At 44.0% G+C, this 25,178-nt stretch carries 23 protein-coding genes; 10 read left to right on the top strand and 13 right to left on the bottom strand.

Going from position 1 to position 25,178, the window contains the following annotated elements:
* Positions 1-4: 4 nt before the first annotated feature.
* Genes T426_RS0102595 through T426_RS0102580 form a run of 4 tightly spaced genes read right to left on the bottom strand, consistent with a single transcriptional unit; the run spans position 5 to position 4,021 of the window.
* On the bottom strand, positions 5-976 hold the full coding sequence (locus T426_RS0102595) for a GDP-mannose 4,6-dehydratase (RefSeq protein WP_025862969.1): 972 nt from the start codon (positions 974-976) through the stop codon (positions 5-7).
* A complete protein-coding gene (locus tag T426_RS0102590) occupies positions 976-2,628 on the bottom strand; it encodes a glycosyltransferase family 39 protein (RefSeq protein ID WP_036985339.1) in 1,653 nt (550 codons plus the stop codon). The genes T426_RS0102595 and T426_RS0102590 overlap by 1 nt, the downstream gene beginning before the upstream one ends.
* Positions 2,625-3,302 carry a lipid-A-disaccharide synthase N-terminal domain-containing protein gene (locus T426_RS22500; protein ID WP_025862968.1) on the bottom strand — a complete coding sequence of 226 codons (678 nt, stop codon included), beginning with the start codon at positions 3,300-3,302 and terminating at the stop codon, positions 2,625-2,627. Before T426_RS22500 ends, T426_RS0102590 begins: the two co-directional genes overlap by 4 nt.
* Positions 3,302-4,021, bottom strand: a complete 720-nt coding sequence (locus tag T426_RS0102580) for a glycosyltransferase (protein WP_027585234.1) — start codon at positions 4,019-4,021, stop codon at positions 3,302-3,304. Before T426_RS0102580 ends, T426_RS22500 begins: the two co-directional genes overlap by 1 nt.
* Before the next feature lie 351 nt (positions 4,022-4,372).
* Here T426_RS0102580 and lepA point away from each other — a divergent pair, with 351 nt between their 5' ends.
* The gene (lepA, locus tag T426_RS0102570; protein WP_027585233.1) at positions 4,373-6,160 is read left to right on the top strand and encodes a translation elongation factor 4; all 1,788 of its coding nucleotides are present in this window, start codon (positions 4,373-4,375) and stop codon (positions 6,158-6,160) included.
* A gap of 83 nt (positions 6,161-6,243) precedes the next feature.
* On the opposite strand, the gene rprY is transcribed toward lepA, so the two are convergent.
* The 6 genes from rprY to T426_RS0102540 all read right to left on the bottom strand — a co-directional run bounded on the left by rprY (position 6,244) and on the right by T426_RS0102540 (position 11,118).
* Positions 6,244-6,933: a response regulator transcription factor RprY gene (gene rprY, locus T426_RS0102565; RefSeq protein ID WP_025862966.1), complete on the bottom strand. Its 690-nt coding sequence runs from the start codon at positions 6,931-6,933 to the stop codon at positions 6,244-6,246.
* A 3-nt stretch (positions 6,934-6,936) separates the two neighbouring features.
* On the bottom strand, positions 6,937-8,133 hold the full coding sequence (locus T426_RS0102560; RefSeq protein ID WP_169737667.1) for a sensor histidine kinase: 1,197 nt from the start codon (positions 8,131-8,133) through the stop codon (positions 6,937-6,939).
* 89 nt (positions 8,134-8,222) lie between these two features.
* Positions 8,223-8,513, bottom strand: coding sequence for an SH3 domain-containing protein (locus T426_RS0102555; RefSeq protein ID WP_025862965.1), 291 nt, complete (start codon positions 8,511-8,513; stop codon positions 8,223-8,225).
* Positions 8,514-8,865: 352 nt separating this feature from the next.
* The gene (gene rnc, locus T426_RS22495; protein ID WP_159103282.1) at positions 8,866-9,582 is read right to left on the bottom strand and encodes a ribonuclease III; all 717 of its coding nucleotides are present in this window, start codon (positions 9,580-9,582) and stop codon (positions 8,866-8,868) included.
* A 16-nt stretch (positions 9,583-9,598) separates the two neighbouring features.
* Positions 9,599-10,849: a beta-ketoacyl-ACP synthase II gene (gene fabF, locus T426_RS0102545; RefSeq protein WP_027585230.1), complete on the bottom strand. Its 1,251-nt coding sequence runs from the start codon at positions 10,847-10,849 to the stop codon at positions 9,599-9,601.
* 32 nt (positions 10,850-10,881) lie between these two features.
* Positions 10,882-11,118: an acyl carrier protein gene (locus T426_RS0102540; RefSeq protein WP_025862964.1), complete on the bottom strand. Its 237-nt coding sequence runs from the start codon at positions 11,116-11,118 to the stop codon at positions 10,882-10,884.
* Between the two features lie 211 nt (positions 11,119-11,329).
* Between T426_RS0102540 and purN the strand changes: the two genes are divergently transcribed.
* Positions 11,330-11,890 (top strand): phosphoribosylglycinamide formyltransferase, encoded by a 561-nt coding sequence (purN, locus tag T426_RS0102535; protein WP_025862963.1) that lies wholly within the window; start codon positions 11,330-11,332, stop codon positions 11,888-11,890.
* A gap of 41 nt (positions 11,891-11,931) precedes the next feature.
* Here the strand turns inward: purN and T426_RS22490 are convergent, their stop codons facing one another.
* The 3 genes from T426_RS22490 to leuS form a co-directional block, all read right to left on the bottom strand.
* Positions 11,932-13,260, bottom strand: coding sequence for a peptidoglycan DD-metalloendopeptidase family protein (locus tag T426_RS22490; RefSeq protein WP_025862962.1), 1,329 nt, complete (start codon positions 13,258-13,260; stop codon positions 11,932-11,934).
* A 54-nt stretch (positions 13,261-13,314) separates the two neighbouring features.
* A complete protein-coding gene (locus tag T426_RS0102525; protein ID WP_025862961.1) occupies positions 13,315-14,172 on the bottom strand; it encodes a YitT family protein in 858 nt (285 codons plus the stop codon).
* 90 nt (positions 14,173-14,262) lie between these two features.
* A complete protein-coding gene (leuS, locus tag T426_RS0102520) occupies positions 14,263-16,923 on the bottom strand; it encodes a leucine--tRNA ligase (RefSeq protein ID WP_025862960.1) in 2,661 nt (886 codons plus the stop codon).
* 258 nt (positions 16,924-17,181) lie between these two features.
* Between leuS and gdhA (T426_RS0102515) the strand changes: the two genes are divergently transcribed.
* The 8 genes from gdhA (T426_RS0102515) (at position 17,182) to T426_RS0102480 (ending at position 25,042) form a co-directional block, all read left to right on the top strand.
* The gene (gdhA, locus tag T426_RS0102515) at positions 17,182-18,549 is read left to right on the top strand and encodes an NADP-specific glutamate dehydrogenase (RefSeq protein ID WP_025862959.1); all 1,368 of its coding nucleotides are present in this window, start codon (positions 17,182-17,184) and stop codon (positions 18,547-18,549) included.
* A gap of 362 nt (positions 18,550-18,911) precedes the next feature.
* Positions 18,912-20,246 carry an NADP-specific glutamate dehydrogenase gene (gene gdhA / locus T426_RS0102510; protein ID WP_025862958.1) on the top strand — a complete coding sequence of 445 codons (1,335 nt, stop codon included), beginning with the start codon at positions 18,912-18,914 and terminating at the stop codon, positions 20,244-20,246.
* 167 nt (positions 20,247-20,413) lie between these two features.
* A complete protein-coding gene (locus tag T426_RS0102505; protein ID WP_025862957.1) occupies positions 20,414-21,178 on the top strand; it encodes a TatD family hydrolase in 765 nt (254 codons plus the stop codon).
* Positions 21,179-21,355: 177 nt separating this feature from the next.
* Positions 21,356-22,378, top strand: coding sequence for an asparaginase (locus T426_RS0102500; RefSeq protein ID WP_036984112.1), 1,023 nt, complete (start codon positions 21,356-21,358; stop codon positions 22,376-22,378).
* Between the two features lie 264 nt (positions 22,379-22,642).
* Complete coding sequence (locus T426_RS0102495) at positions 22,643-23,443, top strand: MotA/TolQ/ExbB proton channel family protein (RefSeq protein WP_234406357.1); 801 nt, start codon at positions 22,643-22,645, stop codon at positions 23,441-23,443.
* Positions 23,444-23,464: 21 nt separating this feature from the next.
* A complete protein-coding gene (locus tag T426_RS0102490; RefSeq protein ID WP_025862954.1) occupies positions 23,465-23,914 on the top strand; it encodes a hypothetical protein in 450 nt (149 codons plus the stop codon).
* A 60-nt stretch (positions 23,915-23,974) separates the two neighbouring features.
* A complete protein-coding gene (locus T426_RS0102485) occupies positions 23,975-24,553 on the top strand; it encodes an ExbD/TolR family protein (protein WP_025862953.1) in 579 nt (192 codons plus the stop codon).
* A gap of 15 nt (positions 24,554-24,568) precedes the next feature.
* Positions 24,569-25,042, top strand: coding sequence for an ExbD/TolR family protein (locus T426_RS0102480; RefSeq protein WP_025862952.1), 474 nt, complete (start codon positions 24,569-24,571; stop codon positions 25,040-25,042).
* Positions 25,043-25,178 lie beyond the last annotated feature (136 nt).

Genomic DNA, 25,178 nt, shown 5'->3' with positions numbered 1-25,178 from the left:
TAAATTAGTCGTCACGATGAACCTCATCATACCAGGCGAGGAATTGCTTAATACCTTCCCGGAAAGAAGTTTTTGGCTGGTAACCCAACAGCTGGTTCGCCCTGAAGATATCGGCATATGTAATATTCACGTCTCCATCCTGCATGGGCAATTGGTTGATGACGGGTTCGACACCTGCTTCCTCAGCGATTGTCTGAATCATGTCGCGCAACAGCACCGGTTGGTTATTCCCCAGATTCACCGTCTCGTAAACATTCTCGTGTTCCAACAAATAATCAATCGCCGACTCGATACCGGCAACCGTGTCGGCCACAAAAGTGTAGTCTCGTGCCGTTCCTCCATCACCAAACATAGGAATCGGTTCATTATTCCGAAGCAAGCGGGTAAACTTGTGGATAGCCAAATCGGGGCGTTGCCGCGGACCAAACACCGTGAAAAACCGCATATTCAGAATATCCAGCTGATAAAGGTGATGGTAAGTATAATTGATAAGTTCGCAACTCTTCTTGGTAAAAGCGTAAGGCGAAACCGGATTCGAAACGTCCATATCCTCCCGGAAAGGAGTTTCCGGACAATTTCCGTACACCGACGACGATGAAGCAAACGCCATTTTCCGGATACCTTTCTCTTTCATGATATCCAGAATATTTTGTGTCGCAGTAATATTGGCACGAATGTAACCTGCCGGATCGTCAATCGACGGCCGCACACCTGCTTTTCCAGCCAGATGAACAATAACATCCGGAGATTTATCACTCATAAAGGTCGCCAAATCATCTTTGTCGGCGAGATCCAACTCCACAAATGAAAAATAAGGATGACCAATGAAGTTGAGCAAATTCTGCTCCTTTACCACCCTGCTATAAAACGGGTCAAAATTATCGATCCCGATGACCCGGAATCCCTTATTTAATAGACTTTCACACAGATGTGAACCGATAAAACCGGCACATCCGGTAACTAAAACAGTTTGCATTACGGCATGTTTTGTTTCATCCGAACTATGGTTACATAATTCGAAAATATTTTAATTCCATCTTTTTTCTTCATGTCGAGATCGTAGTGTCCCAACTCCTCAAAATCGTACTTCTCCCGGAAACTTTCGTTGAAAACTTCCTGCGGAGGCTCGTGCGTCATCACCACCAATGGCGTAGCAACCGGGGTTCCAGTCGCATCCGATGTATCCCAGTACTGAATCAGGTGTCCGCTACTCCAAACCACCTGGATAAATTTTCCGGGTACAGGACCGTTGAAGAAGAAAGGCATGTTCTGCACTTTCTCCATATGGCGTAGATCGTTATAGGATCGGTAATCCGGATTCTTTTGAAAGAAATTACGTGCCGAGGGAATCACCAGCAAACAAAAAGCAAGCATCATCACAACCGTTCCACTCCACAAGCGGAAGGCTTTTTTCCGGTAGGTACTCCTCACAATATATCCACCAATAGCCCAGAAAACAACCAATATGATTATCTGCAATCCAATTGACAAGCCATCGTGATACTGGTAATTATGATATATTACGGCCAACGGCAGTGCGAAGCTCACCACCCCAACAAGGTAACCCTGAATGGAATACAATATACTATCGGCCTTCGTGTACTCCTTCTCCTTGAAAGCGTGCATCAGATAACGGAAATAGTAGGCTGTTATCAGCGCCAAAGGAATCAGTACCGGCATCAGGTAGCGCTCTTTCTTTTCAGGAAATGAAGAAAGCAGAATGATAGCGGCCCAAACCCAAAGTGCCAGAAACTTGTAATTACCAAACTGCCCGATTTTTTTCCGTGCATACGGAATAACCACGGCAGCCGCAGCGGGTAGTGCCCATATTCCTGACTGCACAGGGAAACTCCAGTAGTGGTACCACGGATGCACACTGCGGTTCATCCACGCAGCCGACTCTTTTTCTGCTACATAAGCGGAAAATTCGGGGTGCTGAAAATAGATATACAAAGGCCACCACGTACTGAAAGCAAGCAGAATACCCAATGCAACCATCAATGGCTTCCACTGCATTTTTGCACCGCTGAAACCGTAACTAGCAAAAAATGCAATGAGGAAAGGCAACAACAAGGCAAAGAACGAAACCGGTCCTTTACTCAGGAATGACAAGCCCATTAGCACACCGGCCCATGTAAACTCTTTCCAGGCCTGCTCCTTTCGGTTCCAGCCACGGTAAAGCATCCAAATGGCACCCAGCATAAAACTGTGACAGAAAATGTCCCAGGTTATGGTCCGGGCCATAAAAAATATATAGAAACTGGTCGCAACGGTTCCACCGGCCAACAAGGGAAGGTGCTCGTCGCGTGTCAGTTCTTTTGTTAACTTGAAAAGGAAAAACACCAGCAACATGGCAGAAAGGGCTGCAGGAATACGTAAAATCGCCAGGCTGTCCTGCCCGAAAAGTTGCATCATAATGGCGGCAATCCAGGTTGGCAAAGGCGGTTTTTCCAATCGCAACACACCATTCATGGTTGGCACCAGCCAGTTGTGGTGTTGCAAAATTTCGCGGGCTGTTACCAGATTCCTGGCCTCCATGATGTTAGCATCCAGAACGCCGTTATGAATCATAAAGGCGAAAAAGGTAATCACCAGCAATGCTAAAAGTTGACGGTTCTCTCTGCTCATGATCGTTTCTTTAGTCGTGCGGCCGCTTTCCTGATGATCGGGCTCAAAAAACCGGGATGATTCAATCCCAGCAACAAATTACGTGAATAGACGAATGCTCCGGTTAACTGTCCAAGGAACAAAACCGGGTCGAGGCGAAAAATGGCGTAGCTGAATATCATTAACGAGCCCGCCAGACTGATAATCCAGAAAGTATTGGATAATACCGATTCGTTTTGCCTTTCGGAATCAATCCACTGGTAAACAAACCGAAAAGTAAAAATCAATTGTCCGGCGCTACCCCAAATCAACAAGCCAACCGATATATCATCGTTTCCAAGTATTTCACGAATATTATTCGGTGCCCCGGAAAAAAGGTAACCAAGACTGAAGGCCGGAAGAACGTAAAATATCCATCGTAAAATCAACGGAATAGTTTTCCACCGGTTCTTCAATTGCAGGTTCCGGATATAAACGAAATAGACCAACAGTTGTCCGAGGACAATGGCGAAATCTCTTCGCAGCACTCCGTAGATGAACAGCAACATGGATGCAAAAAGGCTCAACTGCCAGAAAATGGTAGGTGACAACGGTTTGCCCGCTTTTTCGGAGCGAAACCATTGAATAATCATCCGGCCGGAGAAAAGTATCTGAGCCAGAAAACCTACGCTATATATCAAAAAGTTATCTCCCATCAACCGCGCTTCTTAATTTCGTAACGGATGTAACGGTTTTTCATCCAGCGGTAGGCAAACAAATCTTTCAACGGGCCTCCCAGGCGGTTCCACAAATGAAATTTCGATTCGCCCGCAACTCGCGGGAAATGACGAACCGGTACTTCTTTCACGATTCCCTCTTCCAACTGAATCAAAGCCGGCAGAAAACGGTGCATTCCGTCGAAAAACGGAATTTTCCGGGCAACCGGTGTTTGCATTATTTTCAGCGGGCAACCGGTATCAGAAGCGCCGTCATGCGTAATTGAGCGGCGGATGCTATTAGCCAGCTTCGACGACAGTTTCTTCACAAAGCTGTCTTTCCGGTTAACGCGTATCCCGGTTACCAGGGCAAAATCGTTGGCAAATGGCAGAAGTTTGTTAAAGTCTTCCGGTGTGGTTTGCAAATCGGCGTCGATATAACCGACCAACGGTGTTTCCGCCTGATCGATACCGGCTTTGATAGCAGCGCTGAGTCCACAGTTTTGACGGAACTGAATAAATGAGAACGCCTCATGCCGTTCACACATTGCTTCCAGTTTTTGCTGACTGGCATCAGTTGAACCATCGTTGACAAATAATATGCACGACGGAACGGACGAAATTTCCACAAATGCAGAAAGTTCTTTTTCCAGCCGGTCCATATTCCTTTCCTCGTTATAGACGGGGACGACGACGGTCAGAATATTGTTTTGCTTCATTTCTCTATAATTCGTCCGGAACACAAAAACCATTTCATCGGTTCCGGATTTGGCGGTTCAAAGTTAAAATATTATCAGGCACCACAATTATTGCACGACTGCTTAATCAATAAATTTAGATGATATGTCCGGTCCGAAAAAAACATGGAGTTTTAAAATCATCATTGAAATCATTCTTTCAGAAGAAGATCAAGCAGATGAAACCCTTGAAAGATAGCATATCTCCGGCAAATAACCATTCAATAATGGCGCTGAATTTTTCCCGCTCATTATCAAAATTTGAATATCTTTGCGAAACTTTGAAATATACTTTTACAATAAGAAAATCAGGACATAAGATATAATTTGCCCATGAATAACATCAGGAACTTTTGTATTATTGCCCACATTGACCACGGTAAAAGCACATTAGCCGATCGTCTCCTGGAAATGACTGAAACGGTCAGCCATCGGGACATGAAACAGCAAGTGCTCGATGACATGGATTTGGAGAAGGAAAGGGGAATTACCATTAAGAGTCATGCCATCCAGATGAATTATCTGCAGGACGGTCAAAATTACATCCTCAACCTGATTGATACTCCCGGGCACGTTGACTTTTCCTATGAGGTTTCACGCTCCATTGCAGCCTGCGAAGGAGCCTTGCTCATTATTGATTCTACCCAGGGAATTCAGGCACAAACTATCTCGAACCTGTACCTCGCATTGGAGCACGATTTGGAAATCATTCCGGTACTGAACAAGATGGACCTCCCAAATGCGATGCCGGAAGTCGTGGAAGATCAAATCATCGATTTGCTCGGATGCGAGCGGGAAGATATTATCCGTGCTTCAGGGAAAACGGGAGAAGGCGTTGCCGAAATCCTCAATCGCATTGTAAAAGACGTTCCAGCACCGGTAGGCGATCCGGATGCCCCGTTGCAGTGTCTCATTTTCGATTCGGTTTTCAACTCTTTTCGCGGAGTTATTGCCTTACTCAAGGTAACCAACGGAACTTTTCGCACCAATGATCTGGTGAAGTTCGTGGCCACCGGCAAACAGTATCAGGCTGATGAAATCGGGGTGCTAAAGATGAAAATGGACCCGCGCAAAGAGCTAAGTGCCGGCGATGTTGGCTATATCATATCAGGAATAAAAACTGCCCGTGAAGTAAAAGTAGGTGACACCATTACCCATGTAAAGAATCCGTGTGAAAAAGCTATCGAAGGATTTGAGGAAGTGAAACCGATGGTTTTTGCCGGCATTTACCCGATTGATACTGATGACTACGAGGATCTACGAGCTGCCATGGAAAAGTTGCAGTTAAACGATGCATCGCTCACTTTTCAGCCGGAATCGTCAGCAGCTCTCGGATTTGGTTTCCGATGCGGATTCCTCGGATTGCTCCACATGGAGATTGTACAGGAACGCCTCGACCGGGAATTCGATATGAACGTAATCACAACCGTTCCGAACGTATCCTACCACGTACATACCAAGGCCGGAGAAGTGCTGGATGTTTACAATCCATCCGGGATGCCTGAATCGACTTTGATTGAAGACATCGAAGAGCCTTTTATCAGGGCACAAGTCATAAGTAAGTCCGATTTCATTGGTCCTATCATGACGCTTTGTCTGGAGAAGCGGGGGATCTTGAAAAAGCAGGATTATTTGACCGCAGACCGGGTTGAACTGACTTATGATATGCCGCTGGGCGAGATTGTATTCGATTTTTACGACAAACTGAAAAGTATTTCCAAAGGTTACGCCTCATTCGATTATCACATTACCGGGTACCGCTCGGCCAAGCTAATAAAACTGGATATTCTGCTGAACGGTGAGCCGGTCGATGCGCTTTCAACGCTGATTCACTTCGACAACGCATACAACTTTGGGCGGCGCATTTGCGAAAAGCTGAAAGAACTAATTCCGCGTCAGCAGTTTGATGTGGCCATTCAAGCCGCCATTGGCGCCAAAATTATTGCTCGTGAAACGGTGAAAGCCGTTCGGAAAGATGTAACCGCCAAATGTTATGGTGGCGATATTTCGCGTAAGCGGAAACTGCTCGAAAAGCAAAAGAAAGGTAAGAAGCGGATGAAACAGGTAGGTAACGTTGAAGTACCACAGAAAGCCTTCCTTGCCGTTCTGAAACTCGATTAACTAAAATACGACATACAACAAAGCCCGGATTCTTAGATCAGAAACCGGGCTTTTTGTTGATTAAAGTTCTTGCACGAACTATTTTATACAATCAGTTTGTAGCCCTTGCCGTGAACGTTGATAATTTCGACACCCGGATCATCCTTCAAATGCTTACGTAGCTTGGTAATGTATACGTCCATGCTACGGGCATTGAAATAATTATCGTCGACCCAAATCGTTTTCAACGCAAAGTTACGCTCCAGCACCTTGTTGACATTCACACAAAGCAAGCGTAACAGCTCACTCTCTTTGGTTGTCAGTTTTTGCGTTTCTTTACCATCGGTAAGCGTTTGTTTCTGCGAATCGAAGGTGTACTTTCCTAATTTGAAAACCTCCTGGTTTCCGTCCTGCCCTTCACCTTCGGTTCGACGGAGGATAGCCTCGATGCGGAAAATCAATTCCTCCATGCTGAAAGGCTTGGTGAGATAGTCATCGGCACCCAGCTTAAAACCTTCCAGCACATCCTCCTTCATGTTTTTCGCCGTAAGGAAAATCACCGGAATATCAGTGTTCACCATACGGATGTCTCTAGCCAGTGAGAAGCCGTCTTTCTTGGGCATCATCACATCGAGGATACAGAGGTTGAACTGGCTTTTCATAAATCCTTGATAGGCTGCTTCGCCGTCGGGATAAAGCTCTGTGTCGAAACCTTTGGCAATGAGGTACTCCTTGAGTAACAGACCCAGGTTTTCGTCATCCTCTGCCAGGAGAATTCTAGTCTTTTTTTCCATAATCTATTGTACTTTAACGGGCAGATAGATTCTGAAACGGGTTCCTTTGCCAGGGGCACTGTCCACCTTAATCTGGCCATTATGGACATCGATAATACGTTTTACGTACGACAGCCCCAGGCCAAATCCTTTCACATTATGAACATTTCCTGTAGGAACGCGATAGAATCTCTCAAAAATTTGTTTCTGATGTTCACGTGGAATTCCTATTCCTTTATCTTTTACTGCAACCACTACCCAACCATTTTTGTTTTCGGTGGTGAATTCAATTTCCGGATTTTCCGTGCTGTATTTCACAGCATTATCCAACAAATTGAAGAGAACATTGGTAATATGCACTTCATCACCTTTTATGATTGGTTTTTCGGCAGCAAACTTTGTATGCAACTCACCTTGTTGTGAGGTGACCCTGATTTGAAAGTTAGAGGCCACGCTACCGGCCACATCATTGAGGTTAATTTCCGACATTTTCAGTTTCAGACGTCCTTCGTTGAATACAGCCATCTGTAAAACCTTCTCGACCTGATAACTTAGTCGTTTACTTTCGTCGAAAATTACACCCGAAACATGTTCAATCGTTTTGGGTGTATGGGTCACCGACGTATCCTTTAGCATTTGCGACGCAAGCGAAATAGTAGAAATCGGTGTTTTCAGCTCGTGCGTCATATTGTTGATAAAATCGTTCTTTATCAGTGAAACCTTCTTCTGTCTCAGAATAATATGTAATGTCAGGGCAAAAATTCCGATAATAATGAATGTCAACAAGATAGACGGAATAACCAGAAAACCTGTCGATTGTATCAGAAATCCCCTTTGCTCAGGGAAATAAACCGTCAGAAAATTAGGCTTGACATTAATATCGTTTTGAAACAGCAACTTCCTGTATTTCGTGGGGTGACTCGGATCGAATCCGTCACTTCCCATTAACACCGTTGATTTTCCGCTTATCTGCGATTCAACAGCATACTGATAATCGAGTGTAATTCCGCTATTGCGGAGTTCCGTATTGAGCAGATGTTTTAGATAATCCGGATCGATTCGCTTATTGACAGGAATGCTCGATCGGTTTAAATTAAATTCCATCGATCGAATCAAACGTTCCTGACGAGCAGAGCTTTGCTGGAATTTGTTTTGCATCATGTTTCCATTCTGCCCGGAGTTATCCGTAAACTGGATGGACCCCATACTGCGATGCTGCACTTGAACCTGATTAGAGTCACCAAAAGAAATCTTGGTTTCCGTCTTCACTCCACTACGATAGGCCGAACCAGACATATTAAACGAAAGACTCAATTCACCCTTAGCACCCTCTCATTAAGCGGCTTTAGCGCACCCGAATTAGGGAAGAAACCAGAGCCACCTCCCGGTGTCGTAGCATCATCTTCTCCAAACCAAAATAGGTTCATCTCTTCGTTCTGGAGTTTTTCAACAACATCCTCCAGAGCACGGTTAACCAACAGGTTAAAGTGTTCCTCCTTAAGCTGCGACGTACGCTTAATAGCCATTGTCTGAAGCCAGACCAATGCCACAACAGCAATTGCCATTGTCAGGCTTAGGAAGTAGATCACCTTTCTGCTCATGGACACAAAGATAACTTACTTAGACTATCTGCTAACCAAGCCTTAACAATATTTAACAATATCTTAGATTGATTAGCAATCAGATGCATTCGGAATTAACATTTGAAACGGGATGAATAAAGGGAAAATAGGTCGTTAAAATGAGCTGATGCATTATCAATTTTTAACTCGTTTTAACATATTGCCGATTGCATTTTAAAATAAAAAAACTATGTTTGTAACATAAAACGTGGTTAATAGGTTTTTAATTTTTGGGGTTAACTGAGTTTTTTCACAAGGTGAATTTAGGTTTTGGTTTAAAAGGCGGGTACTCCCCGCCTTTTTCTTTTTCCAGTATCTTACCAGGAATTTTTTAATCCTGAATCTTCATCAACGCCACTTTCGCGGCTTGCTGCTGTGATTCTTTTTTTGAATATCCATCACCCTCTCCGAATAATTCACCTTCAACAAGCACCTGAGAAACAAAAGGAGGTTTATCTCCGGTAGTACCCGGATTGTCCTGCGTTTTAAAATTCACCTCTTTTTTATTCTTCTGTCCCCACTCAATCAACTGGCTCTTGTAGTTGGTATCCTTCTTTTCCAGTTTGTGAATATCAACATAAACCGTCAGGATGCGCTTAACGATGAATTTCTTCGTCTGCTCATAACCTTTGTCGAGATAGATGGCTCCGATGAGCGCCTCAAAGGCATCACCGTAGATGTGACTGGTTTCGTTAGCTGAGTTCGTATTCGACTGTACAAAACGATTCAGCCCTGTTTTAAAAGTAAGTTTGGTAAGAAAGCTCCGGTTCACCAACCGGGAACGCAATTGTGTGAGAAACCCCTCGTCTTTGTGAGGAAAACGATTATAAAGATAATCTGCAACGACAGCACCAAGTATGGCATCGCCGAGATATTCGAGGCGTTCGTTATTGACCGGATAGCCATGAGAATCGACTGTGGAAGCCGACTTGTGAATAAATGCAATATCGTAAAAGTGCAGGGTTCCCGGGTAGAATCCCAGCAATGATTTCAAAAACAAATAAAACTCTTTCCCCGGAGAGGAAAAGAGTTTTATCCTTTGCTTCAAAGCCTTTATCACGTGTTTATGATAATTTTTTGAAGATTACAGTTGCATTATGTCCGCCAAATCCAAAGGTATTGCTAAGCGCAAAATTAATCTGACGTTCTTTTGCATGATTAAACGTAAAATCAATTTTCGGGTCCACTTCGGGATCCAATTCAAATTGATTAATAGTAGGAGGTACAATGCTGTTTTGCATAGCCAAAATGGAGGCAATACTTTCAACAGCACCAGCCGCTCCAAGCAAGTGACCTGTCATCGATTTGGTTGCACTCACACTTACCTTGTAAGCATGCTCACCAAATACCTTCAGGATTGCTTTCGGCTCGGCAACATCTCCCAATCCGGTAGAAGTACCGTGTACGTTAATGTAATCGATATCTTCAGGTTTCAGCCCTGCATCGTCAAGAGCATTTTTCATTACCAGCGCAGCACCACCTCCTTCAGGATCAGGTGCCGTCATATGGTATGCATCGGTTGACATGCCGGTACCAACCAATTCGGCATAAATGGTTGCTCCGCGGCGAACAGCATGTTCGTATTCTTCAAGGATAAGTGCTCCAGCACCTTCTCCCATCACAAATCCATCGCGGTCTTTATCAAAAGGCCGCGATGCCGTTTTCGGATCATCATTACGCGTTGAAATAGCACGCATGGCATTGAAACCACCAATACCCGCCGGGTTAATCGCTGACTCTGAACCACCCGCTACGAACATATCGGCTTTTCCAAGCCGAATATAAGTCGCTGCATCAATCAATGCGTGGGTTGCCGAAGCACAAGCAGTAACCGTGGTTATGCTGGGGCCCCGAAATCCATATTTCAAGGCAATATTACCGCTGGCCATGTTGGCAATCATCTTAGGAATAAAGAAGGGTGTAAATCTCGGATTTTCCGTATTCGCGTTAAAGGCAGTAACTTCCTGATAGAAAGTATCGAGACCACCAATACCGGCACCCCAAATTACACCTACCCGATCCTTGTCGGTTTTTCCCAGGTCGATTCCTGAATGACTGATAGCCTGATCCGCAGCAATGTAAGCAAACTGAGCATACATATCATGTTTGCGTACCTCTTTGCGTTCGAGATAATCATTCGGGTCGAAATCCTTTAATTCGCAGGCAAACTGCGTTTTAAATTTGGAGGCGTCAAAATGAGTAATGGGGCCGGCACCGCTGACCCCATTTCTCAGGCCTTCCCAGAATTCCTGGATGTTCTTACCGAGCGGGTTGATCGTACCTAAGCCGGTAACAACAACTCGTTTCAATTCCATGGTAAGTTTTTAAGACCTTTATTAAGTAATAATTACTTTCCGTTCTCTTCGATGTAAGCAACAGCCTCGCCTACAGTACCGATTTTTTCAGCTTGATCATCAGGGATGGCAATATTGAATTCTTTCTCGAATTCCATAATCAGCTCTACGGTATCGAGCGAATCAGCACCCAAGTCATTGGTGAAGGAAGCTTCGTTAGTTACTTCGCTTTCGTCAACACCAAGTTTGTCTACAATGATCGATTTAACTTTAGCCGAAACGTCAGACATAATTTCTAAATTTTAACGTTAATACTTATGAATAAATTTAAACTCTGATTTTTTTCAAATCAACGGGTGCAAAGTAATAAAGAAACCCAATTATTTTCCAAATATTTGTCCCAGAATATGGCTTTTCGTCAGTAACAAACAACATTCCGAAGATGTTTTCGAATTCGCTGGTCGAATAGTCAACTTTTTATCCAGACATAAAATACTAATTATGAAAAACATAGCGATACTTGCATCAGGTTCAGGGACAAATGCACAAAACATAATACAGCATTTTCAGAATCATTCTACGGTCCGGGTTGACTCGGTCTGGAGCAACCGTGCAGATGCCTATGTGCTTGAAAGAGCAGCAAAATATGGAATTGACAACGGTGTATTCACCAGGCAGGAGTTTTATCAATCGGAAGAATTTCTAAATCTGCTCAAAAGCCGAAACATTGATTTGATTGTATTGGCTGGTTTTCTTTGGCTTGTACCAACCAATCTAATTCATACGTTTCCGATTATTAATATTCATCCGGCCTTATTACCAGCATACGGCGGTAAAGGAATGTACGGCAATAAAGTGCACGAAGCGGTTATTACCAATAAGGAGAAAGAGAGTGGCATCACCATTCACATGGTCGATGAGGTTTACGATCACGGGGCAGTCTTGCACCAAGAGAGATGTCCGGTCTTACCGGATGACACTCCAAAAACGCTGGCTGAACGCATTCATCAATTGGAGTATCAGCACTTCCCGAAGGTAATTGAAAATTTTTTAATGAAATAATCAGCGTAACTGGAAAATCCGTACCAAAAATTCGAAAGCTGCTATTGCACCTTCACAGGAGTGCTGTGAATGACATCGGCCACAGGAATTTGCTCCGATTCCTGACCCGGTATTGGGATAGTCATTAACTCATCCATTAGCGAATCACGATGCTGCTCATAACGCACCAGATTATCTTTCTTCACCGGCTCAACCGGCGGAGCCTTCACTTTCAACGGATCGACCGCAGTACCATTTTTGTATACCCGAAAATCGAGGTGAGGACCAGTAGCTAAGCCTGTCATTCCCACATAGGCAATCAGCTGTCCTTGCTTAACCCGCACTCCGGGATGCATGCCCTTTGCAAACCGTGAAAGGTGCATGTATGAAGTAGTGTAAACCGAATTGTGCTTAATATATAAGTAATTGCCACCGCCACGAGCCTGATATCCTCTGCGGGTAATGACCCCGTCGCCGATAGAATGAACCGGCGTTCCTGTAGGGGCTGCATAGTCGACACCATGATGAGGTCTTCTGATGCGAAGAATTGGGTGATAACGGCTGTTGGTAAAACGCGAACTAATGCGTGAATACTTTAGCGGAGCCTTCAAAAATGCTTTGCGCAGACTTTTTCCATCTTCATCAAAATAATCGGTCCGCCCATCCTGGTCGAAATTGAAAGCATAATAATCGTCACCCATATGATTAAAACGGGCAGCGTAAATCGTTCCTACGCCAATAGAATTTCCATCGACATAGTTCTCATCGTATATAATCTGAAACCAGTCTCCCTTCTGCACTCCGAAGAAGTCAATTGTCCAGGCATAAATTTCGGAAAGGTCGATAGCCAAAATCGGATTCAGATTATTATCAGTCATCGCATTCCACAACGAAGAATTAATCTGCCCAAATGCTACCTTTCGTTTACTTATCACCGGCTTTTGACCAGCTGTCACCCTAAGTGAATCGCCAGTGAGTTGAAAAGTATAATAATCAACAGGAGAATCTTCGTAAACAAAATAGCGGGGCGTGCGCAGGGAATCGTTCGCTAAAAACATGGAATAAGCACTTCCGGCCTTAATCCCCCGAACATCGAAAACACCTTTTGCATTCCGCGCAAGCTGATCGATAACCTGATAAGACACACCATATTTAACCAGGATATCAGAAAGATTCTGATTCCGTCGTACTTTTTTATTCTCAATAACAAATGAGTCCACTGGCAGGCCGAATCGTAAAACAGGTGGCGGTAAAACCTTCGCTACTGTGTCGACCGGTTGACTTACCGGAATATCGCCCTGATACGATCTACTATTCTTCCGGATGATGAAAAATCCTACCACTACTATTACCAAAACGACCAAAACAATCCCCGGAATCCATTTTTTCATTTGCTTCTACTTTCCCTGATTTAACATATGATAATAATCACAACACAGACAAAGTTAATATTTGATTTGATCAAATCCGTTACCAAATACGCCCATTACTGAGTTCTGGGATATAAATGCGTCAGGATCAATTTGTTTTATTTGTTTATAAATTGGCGAAGCTTCTCTTTTCCGCACCACCGTCATAATCATTTTTACATTTTTCCCGGTATACCAACCCGTGCCATCGAAAACAGTTAAACCTCGATTTGCCTGATGCACAATATAATCGGCAATTTCGTCATAGTGTTCGGAGAAAATAAACATCTGAACCGACTGCTTTGCTCCGTTCAAAAGCGAATCGATTGTATAAGAAACTACCCACATGGATACATAACCGTAAACCATGCCTTCGACCGATTTGAGCACGAAGAAGGACGACGCGATGATGACAACATCGCAGTACATAATAATACGTCCCGGACTTACATTCCGGTATTTATTAATGATCATGGCAATGATATCCGTTCCACCGGTGCTCCCGCCACGATTGAAAACGATTCCTATTCCGGCGCCACCAATAATTCCCCCTAAAATGGAAGACAGAAACATGTCTTTAATTAATGGTTCCGTAAAGATACCCTGTAACACATTTAGCATTACAGCCATAACCACCATACTGAAAATCGTTTTCACACCAAAACTAGTTCCCAGTATTTTAATGGCAGCCAATACAAGAAATACATTGATAATAAAATAGGTATAACCCGTTTCAATTCCTGAAGTGAAATAAATAACCGTAGCGACACCCGTAATTCCGCCACCAATAATCTTGGCCGGAATCAAAAAGGCAGTAACACCAAAAGCATACAGGAACAATCCAAAAACGATAATTACGTAGTCTCGAATCCCACTAAATACTTTTCCACTCATCTCGTTAAAAATTTGCGCAAAAGTAGAATAAAAAAAAGCACGGAAATCATGATTTTTCCGTGCTTTTTACGAAGATTTTATTCTTTACAATTACTTAACAACCACGTTAATAATCTTACCCGGTACGTAAATCAATTTCACGATGGTTTTTCCCTCGGTCCACCGCTGTGCTCCCTCGTGCTCAAGTACTGCTTTTTCAACATTATCCTTTGTCATATCTAACGGAAGTTCCAGTTTAAAACGCAATTTTCCATTGAAAGATACAGGGTACTCAAAGGTATTTTCCACCAGGAATTCTTCCTTGACTTCGGGCCATTCTGCCAGAGTAATACTTGCAGTGTGACCATAAAGGCTCCAAAGCTCTTCGGCCAGGTGCGGAGCAAAAGGAGCCAGCACCTGCATAAATGTTTCAGCAGTTGTACGAGATACTTTACCGGCCTTATAGCAATGGTTGGTAAATACCATCATTTGTGAAATGGCCGTATTGAATTTCAAATCCTCTACATCGTCGCCTACCTTCCGAATGGTCTGATGTAAAAGTTTGAGGGTTTCTTTCGTGTCTTCTTTTTCACTGACATTATCCAGATTTGAGAAGAAAGTAAATACCCTCCGCAAGAAGTTATAAACTCCTTTCACACCGGTGTCGGTCCACGGTTTGGTCGCATCAAGCGGACCCATGAACATTTCATAGAGACGTAATGAATCGGCACCATACTGTTCCACCACATCATCCGGGTTGATGACGTTTTTGAGCGATTTCGACATTTTGGCCACAATCTGCCGCAACTCTTCACCAGTTTCGGTATGGAAATACCTTCCATCGCGATCTTCGACCAAATCGGAAGGCACTTTAGAGCCGGATGCAGTTTCATAGGCAAAAGCCAGAATCATTCCCTGGTTGTAGAGCTTCAGGTACGGCTCATCGGTTGAAACCACACCCAAATCGAACAATACCTTGTGCCAAAAACGACTGTATAACAGGTGAAGTACGGCGTGCTCAGCACCTCCAACATAAAGATCAACCGGCATCCAGTAATTCTCTTTCACTTTATCAAAAGGAGCCTCGTCGTTTTTCGGATCGATGTAACGCAGGTAATACCAGCACGAACCGGCCCATTGAGGCATCGTATTTGTCTCGCGGCGACCTTTTCGTCCATTTTTATCGGTTACATAAAGCCAGTCGCCGGCATTTGCCAACGGAGATTCACCCGTTTCGCCCGGTTGATATTTTTCTACATCGGGAAGAATCAGGGGCAAATCGTCATCAGACAAAACAGAAACTTCACCATCCTCCCAGTGAATAACAGGGAAAGGCTCGCCCCAGAAACGCTGACGACTGAACAACCAATCACGAATTTTGTAGTTCACGGTAGCTTTACCCAGATTCTCCGATTCAAGCCAATCAATTACCGTTTTAAGGCCGTCGGCTTTACTCATACCATTAATATCGAGCCCTACACTTTCGTTCGCCGAGTTGATATAAGCTCCGTCATCTGTCCAGCAAGCATCACTTTTTAGGACCTTTTCACGCAATTCGGGTTCAGCATCTTTCGGATCGAGGATGCATACAATATTTAATCCGAATGTTTTGGCAAACTCAAAGTCACGCGTGTCGTGCGCCGGAACTGCCATAATAGCGCCGGTTCCATAACCCATCAATACATAGTCGGCTACCCATACCGGAATTTTTTCTCCCGTAAGGGGATTAATGGCATAACGTCCTGTAAATACGCCGGTTTTATCCTTTGCCAAGTCAGTCCGGTCCAAATCACTTTTCAACGCAGCCGAACGGATATAATCGTCAACCGCATCCTTGTGTTCCGCGGTAGTAATCACATCAACCAATTCATGCTCCGGAGCAATTACCATATACGTGGCTCCAAACAGCGTATCAGGACGGGTTGTGTAAACCCGGATTTTTTCATCGACACCATCGAGCAGAAAATCTACTTCAGCACCTGTCGATTTTCCAATCCAGTTTCGCTGCATATCCTTTACACCTTCCGGCCAATCCAGATCGTCCAGTCCCGTCAACAAACGTTCAGCATAATGCGGAATACGAAGCATCCACTGTTTCAGGAAACGACGTTCAACCTCTTTCGTGCCGCACTTTTCATGCGAACCGTCATTCAACACTTCTTCGTTCGCACAAACCGTTTTACAATGACGGCAATACCAAACCTGGGCATTATCGTAGTAAGCCAAACGTTTGCTTTCGACATACTCGCGAACAGCTTCTTTTCCTTCCACTTCAATCTCCGAAGGAATCGGTAATTCATCGATCGGACGTCCTTTCTGCTCGTTTTCGTCGAACCAGGTATTATATAAACGGGCAAAAATCCACTGCGTCCATTTGTAGTAAGCCGGATCTGTGGTATTGATTTCCCGATCCCAATCGTAACTCAATCCCAGCGACTGAATCTGACGACGAAAATTATCGCAATTCTTTTTTGTTGTAATTGCCGGATGAGTCCCGGTCTGAATAGCATATTGTTCTGCAGGGAGTCCGAATGCATCCCATCCCATCGGATGAAGCACATTAAATCCATTTGCCCTTTTGTACCGGCAAATAATATCAGTTGCCGTATATCCTTCCGGATGGCCGACATGTAAGCCTGCTCCCGAAGGATAAGGGAACATATCGAGGCAATAAAATTTCGGTTTCGAATAATCGTCCTCTGTTTTGAAAGTTTTGTGCTCGGCCCAGTAATTCTGCCAGCTTTTTTCAATCTCCCTGAAGTTGTAATCCATCTTTATTGAGACTATTAATTTCTTTTTCAACTAAAGTGCGAAAATAAGACTTTATTTTTTGACTGCCGGAACGCTTCCTAAAAATCATACAAATAACTTTTGATTGCGTTTAAAATAAATCGAAGACTGATGATGGGCCATTTCTCACCTCAAAATGTCTAATTTCCAACGATATGTTAAAGAACACCCCTTGTCTTAAATGCATTTTCTACCTTATCATACCTTAATTAATTATACAAACAAATAATCAAAACAGCTATGACAACCACCGCCACACTCCCGTCGCCAACTAAATTGGTAGACGAATTCATGTCCAAATTAAGCAGGAAAGACCCACATGAGGTAGAATTTCACCAGGCCGTTCACGAGGTCGTTGAATCGCTGGCTCCTTATCTTATGGCTCATCCTCAGTACATGAAAGAGAAGATTCTGGAGCGGATGACAGAACCAGAACGCGTTATTCAATTTCGGGTTCCATGGATGGACGACCGCGGCAACATTCATGTTAACCGAGGATTCAGGGTAGAGATGAATAGTGCCATTGGCCCCTATAAGGGCGGGCTCCGTTTTCACCCGAGTGTTAACCTCAGTATCCTGAAATTTCTCGCCTTCGAGCAAACCTTCAAGAACAGTCTGACCGACCTTCCAATGGGTGCAGGTAAAGGCGGTTCCGATTTTGACCCAAAAGGCAAAACGGATGCTGAAGTAATGAGGTTTTGTCAATCGTTTATGACAGAACTAAGCCGGCACATTGGCCCGTATACTGATGTCCCGGCAGGTGATATTGGTGTGGGAGGACGTGAAATTGGTTTCCTTTTCGGACAGTACAAACGCCTTCGAAACGAATTCACCGGCACATTAACAGGAAAAGGCGTCGAATGGGGCGGCTCGCTGATCAGACCGGAAGCGACAGGTTACGGAAACGTATATTTCGCCAGGGAAATGCTCAAAACACAGGGCAAAGATTTCAACGGACTGACCGTTAGCATTTCTGGTTCCGGTAACGTTGCTCAGTTCTCTGCAGAAAAGGTGATTGAACTGGGTGGTAAAGTCATTACGTTTTCCGACTCCAGCGGATATATTTATGACCCGGCCGGTATCGATTCCGAAAAGCTGGAATATATCATGGATTTGAAGAATAACCGCAGAGGTCGAATTAAGGAATACGCTGAGAAATACGGTGTAAAATATGTTCCCAATGCGCGTCCATGGGCTGAAAAATGCGATGTTGCGCTGCCATCAGCCACCGAGAATGAAATTGATGAGAACGATGCCCGTATGTTGATCGAAAACGGATGCTTCTGTGTAGCCGAAGGAGCCAACATGCCAAGTACCACTGAGGCTATACATCTGTACCTGAAACATAAGATTCTCTATGCGCCGGGTAAGGCTTCCAATGCCGGCGGCGTTGCTGTATCAGGTCTCGAAATGACACAAAACTCCATGCGTCTGAAATGGACCCGCGAAGAAGTTGACCAGAAACTATTGCAAATCATGCAGAATATTCATCACACTTGCGTGAAATACGGCAAGCAAAAAGATGGATTTGTCAACTACGAAGTAGGTGCCAATATCGGTGGTTTCCTGAAAGTCGCCAATTCAATGATGGCGCAGGGACTCGTCTGATTTTCTGTTTTCCAATCTATACCGATACGCTCTTTTGCTCCGGCAAGGGGGCGTTTTTTCTTTCCTGACAAAACCAAATCAACAGCACTTTTATTCATAACCCTAAATATCCACTTTCAAAATTCTGACATAAGTCAAAGTTCCGGTTTTTTGTGCTATTAAACATACTTCGAAAGACACACTACCAGCTGTGTTACTGGCGATTACATCATTCTCCTTTTTTGAATAATTATTGCGAAGATGAGAAAATGTTTTCTCTACCTTTGACTCTAACAAATTGAAACCGTCGGGATATAACTGCCTATAGGCATTGTACCAACACACAGACGGAATCTATGGGGTTTTTACAAAAATATGTTATCATGAATACCGGTATAGAACAATTCATGGAGGCCTTAAAGGCCCGCACCGTTGGCGAGAAGGAATTCCATCAAGCCGTTCAGGAAGTTGTTGAATCTGTTTGGGAGGTTTACGATTCAAATCCCCGTTACAAACAAGCACGCATTCTTGAACGTATGGTGGAGCCCGAAAGAGTCGTCATGTTCAGGGTTCCCTGGATGAATGATCGGGGCGAAGTTGAGATCAACCGCGGTTACCGCGTAGAATTCAACAGCGCACTCGGTCCATATAAAGGTGGATTGCGTTTCCACCCCAGTGTTAATTTAAGTATTCTGAAGTTTTTAGGGTTTGAACAGACCTTTAAGAACAGCCTCACTACGCTCCCCATGGGAGGTGGAAAAGGAGGTTCCGACTTCAGTGCCAAAGGACGAAGTGACAACGAAATCATGCGTTTCTGTCAATCGTTCATGACAGAGTTGAGTCGACACATCGGTCCTGATACTGATGTACCGGCAGGTGACATCGGCGTAGGTGGCCGCGAAATCGGTTATCTTTTCGGACAATACAAACGTATCCGGAATGAGTTCACCGGTGTATTAACTGGCAAAGGTTTGGGCTGGGGAGGTTCACTTATCCGTCCCGAAGCAACCGGTTACGGCGCTGTATATTTCGTTCAGCACATGCTGACTGAAATGGGCAAAGAAATCAAAGGCCACACTTTCTCTGTATCTGGCTTTGGAAACGTAGCCTGGGGAGCCATCAGCAAAATCAACGAATTGGGCGGAAAAGTAGTGACCATCTCCGGTCCCGACGGATACATTTACGATCCGGCCGGAATCGATGGCGAAAAAGTAGATTATCTGCTCGAACTACGCGCGACCAACAATGATATTGTTGAACCGTATGCAGAAGAATTTGGAGCTCAGTTCTTCGCTGGCAAAAAACCATGGGAACAGCCCGTTGATATTGCTATGCCATGCGCCACTGAAAATGAGCTGGACGAAGAAGACGCCAAATTGTTAATCAAAAACGGTTGTTTCCTCGTAGGCGAAGTTTCGAACATGGGTTGTACTGCTGACGCTGCAGAACTGCTGACCAAAGAAATAAGCTATGCTCCTGGTAAAGCAGTAAATGCTGGTGGTGTTGCTGTTTCCGGTCTAGAAATGTCACAGAACAGCATGCGCTACAACTGGACCCGCGAAGAAGTAGATCAACGCCTACACATTATTATGCGGGAAATCCATGAAACGTGCAAAATTCACGGACGTAACGGAAGTAAGATAAATTATGTCAAAGGTGCCAACGTCGGAGGCTTTGTTAAAGTAGCCGATGCCATGTTGGCGCAGGGGCTTGTATAAGCACTCATCCGAAAAAGCAGAAAGAGCCGTTTCCCCTTTGGGAGATGGCTCTTTTCGCATAAAACAGGCGCAATTGTTTCCAATGTAAATTGCTCTTAGGATTCAGATAACATTCTGTTAATGGGTTGGTGAGTTAGCTTTTGCTATTTTTGACCAAATTTCGAGAAATGTTTGTTGATACCCATTCACATATTTATTCGCCTGAGTTTAATATCGATCGGACGGAAGTTGTAAACCGTGCCACAACATCCGGAATTAAAAAAATAGTTCTCCCCAACATCGACAGCTCATCCATCAAACCCATGTTGGATCTGTCGGCGTCGTACCCCAATGTCTGTTATCCGCTGATTGGATTGCATCCCACTTCGGTTAAGGAAGATTTTCGAAATGAACTGGAAATTGTTCGCTTCTGGCTCGACAGGCACCAGTTTTTCGGCATTGGTGAAATCGGGCTTGACCTCTTCTGGGATCAGACTTTCGTTGAAGAGCAAACCGAAGTATTTCGCGTACAGCTTCAATGGGCAAAAGAGCGAAAACTACCGGTGGTTATCCACGTTAGAGATTCGTTTGAAGAAGTGTTTGAAGAAGTAGGAAAGGCTGCCGACGAAAATCTGAGAGGTGTCTTCCACAGTTTCACCGGAACACTAAAACAAGCGGAACAAATCATTAACTGGGGATTTAAACTCGGAGTGAATGGAATCGTCACCTTTAAAAATGCCGGTGTTGACAAGGTAATCGCCCAGATTGACCCCAAGCACCTGCTCCTCGAAACCGATTCGCCCTACCTCGCACCCGTACCATTCAGAGGAAAGCGCAACGAAAGTGCACACATTATACAGGTAGCTGCCAAGGTTGCCGAACTGCACAATACTACTCCTGAAGAAATCGCTGAAATAACGACAAAAAATGCTGAAGAAATGTTCGGAATCTAACCATGCTTCATTCCAATATTTCTAATTTTGAGGACAATTTCACCTGTGTAAACTGAGAAACTGGTCACAATTACCGTGTCGGGATTAGGATTACACTATTATATTATTGTACTTCAAACCAAATTTTCATCAATCCACTGATTGGTGATAAAAACATTAGGTGTGAAAAACAGCGAAATGCCTTCAATTCTTATTATTTATACTGGTGGCACCATTGGGATGCGGGAAGACCCCGAAACCCACACGCTTGCCCCAATGAAATTTACCCACATTCAAAATGAGATTCCTGAGTTGTCCAAGCTGGGGATAGATGTGTCGGCCACCGCTTTTAATCCCCCGATCGACTCCTCCGACATGCGCCCAACCATCTGGGGCCGGATTGCCCGGACGATCCGGCAGAACTACCAAAAATACAACGGCTTTGTCATTCTTCATGGTACCGATACGATGGCTTATACTGCTTCAGCACTAAGCTTCATGTTCGAAAACCTAGACAAACCCGTCATCCTCACAGGTTCTCAGTTGCCCATTGGTGTGATGCGTACAGATGGGAAAGAAAACCTGGTAACCGCTGTAGAACTGGCTGCCGCCAGCCGAAACGGCCGTGCCATTGTTCCGGAAGTATGCATCTATTTTAATTCAAGATTATTCCGGGGCAACCGTACGACAAAAGAAGATTCGGAAAAGTTTAGCGCCTTTATGTCCCATAATTACCCAATACTGGCCCGCGCCGGAGTTGATATTGTGTACAGTTATGATCGCATCAATTATGCGAATAACAAAGGAATACTAAAAGTCAACACCAACATTAGCGACAACGTAATCATTCTGAGGATGTTCCCGGGAATAAACAGGCAGTATTTTGAACATGCGCTCAACCTTCCGGGATTGAAGGGGGTTGTACTCGAATCGTACGGTTCGGGTAATGTCCCAACCCACCGATGGCTCTTAAACACCATCAGGAGAGCCATCAAGCAAGGCATCATTTTTCTAAATGTAACGCAATGCTCCGGTGGCCGAGTTCAAATGGGGCAATACATGACCAGTTACGAGCTTTTAAATGCCGGCGTTATCAGCGGAAAGGACATTACTGTAGAGGCGGCTATCACCAAGTTGATGTTTCTTCTTGGACAAGACCTCAGTACAGAGGAAGTGAAGACTCATTTACAACGGAGTCTGAGCGGGGAAATTACAGAGTGAGTTGTTTTTTTTTCAACTTTTTTTTGTAATTTGCGTGCCTGAATTTTAGACCAATCCGAAATCTTTTTCAGCCGAAAAAGTTACATTTGGAAAGAGAAAGCGTTGGGCTAATTGAAGAACGAAAGAAGGATTTTTTTATTTATTTGTTGGAAATTTATTGTAGAACAATAAATCGTAAATAGAAATTAATAGTAAGAACAATTTATTAATCAAAATTCAAAACCAATTATGAAAAAACTATTTGCGTTAATTGCAGTTTTCGGGATGCTTAGTTTTGGCGCATCGGTGGTTGCTTTCGCACAGGAGCAGGATACCACGAAGGCAGCAACGGAACAAGCGGCTACTGATTCAGTATCTCAAGCTCAGGCTCAGGACTCTGAAATGACCTCTGATCCTGTTGAACAAGCAGCTGCCAAAGCTGAATCAGGCAAGTCTCTTCACAGCATGCTTAAGCAATATTTCATTCAGGGGGGGCCGAGCTTCATGGCATTCGTACTTATCGCCCTGATTCTTGGTCTTGCATTGGCAATTGAAAGGGTTCTTTACCTGAACCTCGCCACTACCAATACCAAAAAACTGCTGGCAAATGTCGAAGAAGCATTGGATAATGGTGGTGTAGAAGCTGCTAAAGAAGTGTGCCGCAATACTCGCGGACCGGTTGCTTCTATCTTCTATCAGGGTCTTGATCGTTTCGATGAAGGAATCGACGTAGTAGAGAAATCAATCGTATCATACGGTGGTGTACAGGCTGGTCTGCTGGAAAAAGGACTTAGCTGGATTGCACTGTTCATCGCACTGGCACCGATGCTTGGTTTCATGGGAACTGTAATCGGTATGATTTCAGCATTCGATGCTATCGAAGTAGCTGGTGACATTTCTCCTTCTCTGGTTGCTGGTGGTATTAAGGTTGCACTTATTACTACGGTAACAGGTCTTATCGTTGCTATCATTCTCCAGATTTTCTACAACTATTGTGTAGCGAAAATCGATAGCATCATCAACAGCATGGAAGATGCTTCCATCTCTCTGCTTGACCTGCTGGTAAAACACAACCTGAAGAAGTAATTACAAAATTAATTCGCACCCATGAGTAGTAAAGTAACAAGAATACTGACTATTATTCTGTGGGTCATGTTAGCGCTGTCAGCTCTGTTTATCGGGCTATTGCTCGACAAGATTGACACGCCGCAAATGGACTCACTAATAAATCTTAACCTTCGCTGGGCATACGTACTCTTCGGAATTGCTGCCATTGTTGCAGTTGGTTTCGCCATCTACGGGATGTTCCAATCAGGTGAAAAAGCGAAGAAGAGTTTGATGGCTATCGGGGCAGTTGTGGTAGTATTTGTTATTGCCCGTTTACTTTCGTCTTCTGCAATTCCTACATTCTATGGAGCTCAGGCGATGGTTAACAAAGGAACATTAACTCCCGAAATAGCGCAATTTACAGACACCTTGCTTTATGCCACTTACATTTTGTTTGGTGGAGCAATCCTGTCTGTAATTTACTCGGGATTGTCCCGCTTCTGGAAATAAGATTAATCAGAATGAAAGAGGAAACTTTTTCATCATAACTGAACATGAAATTTAATAAACATGCCTAGAAAATTACCAGAATATAATGCTGCATCTTTGGCCGATATTGCCTTCATGCTGCTTCTGTTCTTCCTGGTAACAACTACTATGGATACCGATTCTGGGCTCGAACGTAGGCTACCACCGCCACCTCCACCGAATCAGGACTTGACCAACCAGCCACAGATTAAAGAACGTAACGTCTTTGTTGTGCTGGTGAACAAGAACGATCAGTTGTTGGTGGAAGGCAAACCAATGCGTATCCGTGACCTTCGTCAGAAAGCGGAAGAGTTTATGGCAAACCCGAATAACGATCCCAAGCTACCGGAAAAAGAAGTGAAAGACGTTCCTTTCTTTGGTCCAACGGAAGTTACTAAAGGTGTCATCTCGCTGCAGAACGACGTTGGTACGACGTATGGTACCTATATCGCAGTTCAGAATGAATTGGTAGGCGCTATCAACGACTTACGGGAACAGCTGGCGCAACAGAAATGGAATAAATCGTATAAAGATCTGAATGAAGATCAACAGAAAGCTATACGCGAGATTTACCCATCGAAGATTTCGGAAGCTGAGCCCAAAAAAGTTGGTAAAAAATAATTAGGAGGATACAGAATGTCAAAATTCAGAAAAGACGACAAGAAAGAAACTCCACCGATTTCAACAGCAGCTTTGCCTGACATCGTATTTATGCTTCTGTTCTTTATCATGGTATCGACCACTATGCGTGAAGTTACCTTGAAAGTTCAAGTGAAGTTACCACAAGCGACAGAGTTGAGCAAACTGGAAAGGAAATCGCTGGTGAGCTATATCTACATCGGGCCTCCTCAACAGCAATACCAGGCGTCATTAGGTAGCGAACCACGTATTCAGCTGAACGATTCATTCTCCAATGTTGGAGACATCCAGGATTTTATTATCTCTGAAAGGGAAGCACACGACGAGGCCGAGGTTCCGTTGATGATTACTTCACTGAAAGTAGATCAATATACCAAGATGGGTATCGTTTCAGACGTGAAGCAGGAATTGAGGAGAGTTCAGGCTCTTCACATCAATTACTCAGCCAGAAAACGAACTGAGAAAGATTAAGATGTATACTAAATAGAAAAAAGCGGTCTGAAATTCAGACCGCTTTTTTTATGTTTCAGAAATTGATTTGCAACATAAAAAACGGTCGCTCTGCAACAGAACGACCGTTTCATATGATATTAGAATTCGATAACTA

The organism is Prolixibacter bellariivorans ATCC BAA-1284, assembly GCF_000621705.1.
Classification (GTDB): domain Bacteria; phylum Bacteroidota; class Bacteroidia; order Bacteroidales; family Prolixibacteraceae; genus Prolixibacter; species Prolixibacter bellariivorans.
Note: the sequence above shows the minus strand (reverse complement) of the source record. Positions and strands in the feature narration are given on the sequence as shown.